Consider the following 4,552-nt stretch of genomic DNA (forward strand, 5'->3'; position numbering starts at 1 on the left):
ACACCACTCAACGAGAAGAAAAAGACAACACCAGGAGCAAAACAATAACCCCTCAGAGGGGTAACCCGGGAGCCCGCCCCAGTGGCGCAGGGTGGCAGGCTGACTTTATGCTTATAACCTTCTCCGTTTATTTAGTACGGCTGTGAAGAGCCTTTGCGAGGACTGATCTGTGCTGAGTCGGACCCCGCTGAGCCTATGTTTTGAGTGCAAGAATCCCGTAGCCCTTCACGACTTTTATTATTTTGAAGCCGGTGAGTCTGAGCCTCTCGGCTACTCCTCGCTGGATATTCACTCCTCTCTGCCTCCCCGGTGCACCCGTGTAGTGGAAGACCCTGGCTCCGGGTTTAAGTACGCGGTGGAGCTTTGCGTAAAATTCGCGGCTGTAGAGGCGTGGGGAGAACGCGAAGACAGGCGGGTCGTGGAGCGCGAAGTCGAAATTTTTCTCTGGAAGCTCGTCGAGAACGTCTAGCGCGTCGCCTAGAACTATGTCGGCGTCAGCCAGCTTCCTGGAAAATGGGTTGTGCTCCGCAATCCATAGCACGTTTGGGTCAGCCTCTATGGTCGTCACCGCTGCTCCCCGGTTTAAAGACTCGATCGCGGTGTAGCCGAGACCAGTGCATATGTCGAGCCCTACCTCTCCCCTCTTGACCCTGAGCATCCCCACCTTTCGGCTAGCGTCTTGTAGGGGGGTTGTTTCCTTTATGTTGTGCATGTGAACGCCGTCTATCTCTATTGTCGGCGCCACGTTCTCGCCAAGGTACATCAGTTTGTAGTAATGCTTAGCTCTTATCTCAACAAAATAGAAGTCGCCCTCTGCTGATATGAAGAGAACTTTCTCGGATTCTGCAAGCCTCTTTACAACTCCTAACTCTATCATCGACTCTCCCAAAGCATGAGTAAGTATAACACCCTCGTCATTCCTCACAGCCTCGGCTCGACCAAGGCCAAAGTCTACGGGAACCTTTACGGGTCGTCCCAGTGGCAGCTCGAGAATTATTCGTGCAGTAAAGGGGGTCAAGACCGTCCCTTTTCTCGGCTTGAAGGCAATCCTCTCAGGCATTTAAAGACCGCATAGAAGGTACTCTGAATTCGTAGAAAAAATTATTATGCCCCTCAATACTTGATTCTTTTTGACGCGGGGGTGCCCGAGCTAGGTCAAAGGGGGCGGACTGAGGCTCCGCTGGCGTCGGCCTGCCCGGGTTCGAATCCCGGCCCCCGCACTATTCTACCTCACAAGCTCAAGTTTGATAATAGTAATAACCCGTGAGAGGGGTAGCCGGGAGCCCCCGGTGACGCAGGCGGTGGTGTTTTATAATTGCGGGTGCTTATCTTAGGCAGGTGTTGGAGTTGAGTACGGCTGGACGCCTTCCCGTGCCCGTCGACCCTGATCGTATAGCGCTTGTTATTGGGCGTGACGGATCGAATAAGCGGAGGATAGAGGAGGCATTCAATGTGAGGGTTAACGTTGACAGTGAGAAGGGGTTTGTGTTTCTGGAGCCTGGGGAGAATTCAACGATGTATAATGTCTTTAGGGCTAAGAAGGCCGTGGAGGCTTTGGCCCTTGGATTTAGCGTTGACGATGTTGTCCTGCTCGCAGAGGATGTTTATGATTTCGAGGTCGTTGATCTTGGTGAGGCTGCAAGGAACCAGGCTGATCTGGCCCGTATAAAGGCCCGCGTGATAGGCTCTGAGGGCAAGTTTAAGCGTACTCTCGAGGAGATAACGGGAGTAAAGATAGTAATTGGCGAGAAAGTAGTGGGGCTTATCGGGGACTATGAGCAGCTGAGGCTGGCCAAGGATGCTATCTCGCGTCTTATTCGGGGACAGTCACATCAGACTGTTCTCAAGTTCCTTGAGCGTGAAAGTTATGGATTGAGGAGGCGTAGGCTTGACTTGTGGGAGAGGATGAGCCAGGTATAGGTTATGTGTCCGGAGCGGCTTGAGAAGGACTCTGAGCTTAGGAAAGTCTTAGAGGATGTATTCGACTATCGGACAATCATGGCGGTTTACAGGCTGATGAACAAAGGTGTTCTTTCTAAGCTCTATGGAGTCGTGTCTACGGGGAAAGAAGCAAGGGTTTACAGGGGGGTTACCCCTGAGGGCGATGACGTAGCAGTCAAGATCTATCTTGTCTGGACGTCGGAGTTTAGGAAGAGTCGTCTTAAGTATATCCTTGGCGATCCCAGGTTTGAAAATGCTCCCCGAGACCCAATAGGTTTTATAAACGCGTGGTGCAGGAAAGAGTTTCGAAACCTTAAAAGGGCTTACTCTATTGGTCTCCCGGTTCCTCGGCCCATAGCCTTCGAGGAAAACATTCTGATTATGGAGTTTCTTGGTGAGAGCGGTGTCCCATACCCCCTTTTGAAGGATAGACCCCCCGATGACCCTGGAAAGGTTTTAGAGGATATAAAGGGCTTTATTAAGAAGCTCTACCTAGAAGGCGAGCTGGTTCACGCGGATCTCTCAGAATATAACATCATGATAAAGGAGAACGACGAGATCATGGTCATCGATTTCGGGTCGGCGGTTCTCAGGTCGCACCCCAACGCTGTAGACTTTCTGAGAAACGATATCATCAATATTTACAGGTATTTCAGGAGCCTAAACGTGGAAACTGGTAGACCGGAAGAATTCTTGGAAGAGATTCTGCATGAACGTTAGGATGTTCCAGGCAAGCCTTTGCGCCTCGATGCAACATAGCGACCTCTAAGCCGTATCTCGCGCATCCTGCTCAGAACCCTCTGCGTAGATTCGTCACCTGCCCGCTCCCGGTACCCTTCTATGAAATGCGAGAACAACAAATCAGTTGAGATTGGATGCGTGCTTTCGAGCACGCGGAGAAACAGGTGGAGATCTGTGCCTTTGTCCTCTTCTCTCTGTGAGAAAAAGCCGAGACCAAAGTCCACGAGCCACACATCGTTCCCGCTTACAAGAAAGTTGCTGGTGGTTAGGTCACCGTGTATTATCCCGTTCATGTGTAGTGATGCAACCATGGAGCCTGCACGGTGCAAGAGATGCAGAATTTCTTCATTGCTCCCCTTTTCAATTACCTCCTTTAGTTTCAGGCCCTCAATATACGACATGACCAGTAATCCATCTTCCGCGTCTAGGTAGACGATGTCCGGGACATTTACCCCTAAGAGCCCAGCCTTGGCCAACAGGCGTGCCTCTAAGCTTGTCCTAGCCTTGCGTAGCTTCACGTCGAGTTGTGGGTCCCTGTATGGTTTCGGCAACCTGTATTTAGCCACGACTTTCTCACTTGAGAGGACGCCTTCCACGAGAACTGCTTCCGCCCCGACAGCGATGATCCTTGCAGGCGAGAGCCCTATCTTCTCCTCCAGTAGTCTAGCTACTTCCTCCAAGGTATGTCCACCTCGTCAAGCCTCCAGAGAGGCCTTATCCTGCTCTCCTCTACCGGGATCGTGATTCCGCTCGTGTATGCGAGTGCACCTGTATACGCGATCATCGCACCGTTATCCCCTGCTAGTTCTCCCAATACCCTCGCAAAGGAAACCCCTCTAGACTCAGCCATTAGCTGTAGTTTCCTTGAGAGTAGCTCGCTCCTGGCGACTCCCCCCGTCAATACAACTTCTCTCTTGCCCGTGTGAGCCACTGCACGCTCTGTGACCTCCACAAGCATGGAGTACGCTGTTTCTAAGAGGCTGAAACAGAGATCCTCGAGCTTATAGCTTCCCTCCTTGTAGAGTTTTAACGCATATGTTAAGAGCCCGCTGTATGAGAGATCTTGACCCTTGACTACATAGGGAAGCTCGATATAATTGGATCCTTTCCTTGCAAGCTCTTCCAGCTTTGGGACACCTGGGAAGCCTAAGCCTATCTCGCGGGCAAAGGTGTCGAGACAGTTTCCAATGGGTATGTCTAGAGTTTCCCCGAAGACCCTATACCTGCCAGCGTTAAATGCGGATATGATTGTGTTTCCCCCGGCTACGTAGACTATTACGGGATCCTTAAACCCCGTAGTTAGCAGTGCAATCTCGATGTGTGCTACCGCGTGATTAACAGGCACGAGGGGCTTATCATACTTTAAAGCCAGGTATCTGGCCAGAGTCGCCCCCACGCGAAGGCATGGGCCCATACCCGGGCCGAGGGCTACGGCTATAGCGTCAAGATCCGGGGGATCAAGTGAGGCCTTCCTCAGGGCCTCCTTAAGAACTCCAGGGGCTACCTTGCTGTGATGCTCGGCAGCCTCGCTTGGCTTTATACCGCCCGAGGGGGGCCGATACGTCTTAAAAACGTTTGCGAGAATCTCGCCGCGCTCTGTAGCTATGCCTACCCCGAAAGTGTGCGCCGTTGACTCGATGCCGAGAACAATCGTCATGTTACCATAGAAAGATCTGGCACCCCAGTATTTTGTCTTTACGTTGAATGGTAAGAGAGGTCGCTCCACCTGGTGTTGCACGACTCATAAAGCCAGCTTATCCAGAGACTGACTGAAGAATAGGCTGCTCAGAGAGATTGAATGATTGTAAAACGCCCGTTTGAGGGGTGAGGTGATAGCTTCTCAAGTCAAGGCTAGAGAAAGAATCCAGCC

The 4,552-nt window shown here is 51.7% G+C and carries 5 protein-coding genes and 1 tRNA gene; 3 read left to right on the forward strand and 3 right to left on the reverse strand.

Annotation, left to right across the window (positions count from 1 at the left end; genetic code table 11):
• Positions 1-193: 193 nt before the first annotated feature.
• A complete protein-coding gene (locus ACP5KC_RS08980; protein ID WP_273433236.1) occupies positions 194-1,060 on the reverse strand; it encodes a methyltransferase domain-containing protein in 867 nt (288 codons plus the stop codon).
• 75 nt (positions 1,061-1,135) lie between these two features.
• Here ACP5KC_RS08980 and ACP5KC_RS08985 point away from each other — a divergent pair.
• From ACP5KC_RS08985 to ACP5KC_RS08995, 3 genes are all read left to right on the forward strand, one after another.
• Positions 1,136-1,220 (forward strand) — tRNA-Leu (locus tag ACP5KC_RS08985).
• A gap of 121 nt (positions 1,221-1,341) precedes the next feature.
• A complete protein-coding gene (locus tag ACP5KC_RS08990) occupies positions 1,342-1,920 on the forward strand; it encodes a KH domain-containing protein (RefSeq protein WP_424739368.1) in 579 nt (192 codons plus the stop codon).
• A gap of 3 nt (positions 1,921-1,923) precedes the next feature.
• Positions 1,924-2,661 carry a serine protein kinase RIO gene (locus tag ACP5KC_RS08995; RefSeq protein ID WP_273433238.1) on the forward strand — a complete coding sequence of 246 codons (738 nt, stop codon included), beginning with the start codon at positions 1,924-1,926 and terminating at the stop codon, positions 2,659-2,661.
• Here the strand turns inward: ACP5KC_RS08995 and ACP5KC_RS09000 are convergent.
• Both ACP5KC_RS09000 and kae1 read right to left on the reverse strand, forming a co-directional pair.
• Positions 2,658-3,362: a Kae1-associated kinase Bud32 gene (locus ACP5KC_RS09000; protein ID WP_273433239.1), complete on the reverse strand. Its 705-nt coding sequence runs from the start codon at positions 3,360-3,362 to the stop codon at positions 2,658-2,660. The two genes, ACP5KC_RS08995 and ACP5KC_RS09000, sit on opposite strands and share 4 nt — an antisense overlap.
• On the reverse strand, positions 3,350-4,339 hold the full coding sequence (gene kae1, locus ACP5KC_RS09005) for a KEOPS complex N(6)-L-threonylcarbamoyladenine synthase Kae1 (protein ID WP_052884942.1): 990 nt from the start codon (positions 4,337-4,339) through the stop codon (positions 3,350-3,352). Before kae1 ends, ACP5KC_RS09000 begins: the two co-directional genes overlap by 13 nt.
• Positions 4,340-4,552 lie beyond the last annotated feature (213 nt).

The organism is Infirmifilum sp., from assembly GCF_049970975.1.
GTDB classification, from domain to species: Archaea; Thermoproteota; Thermoprotei; order Thermofilales; family Thermofilaceae; genus Thermofilum; species Thermofilum uzonense.

Excerpts from the sequence above, each read along its gene's own strand:
- ACP5KC_RS08980 (WP_273433236.1), bottom strand. The coding sequence starts at position 1,060 with ATGCCTGAGAGGATTGCCTTCAAGCCGAGAAAAGGGACGGTCTTGACC.
- ACP5KC_RS08995 (WP_273433238.1), top strand. The coding sequence starts at position 1,924 with ATGTGTCCGGAGCGGCTTGAGAAGGACTCTGAGCTTAGGAAAGTCTTA.
- kae1 (WP_052884942.1), bottom strand. The coding sequence starts at position 4,339 with ATGACGATTGTTCTCGGCATCGAGTCAACGGCGCACACTTTCGGGGTA.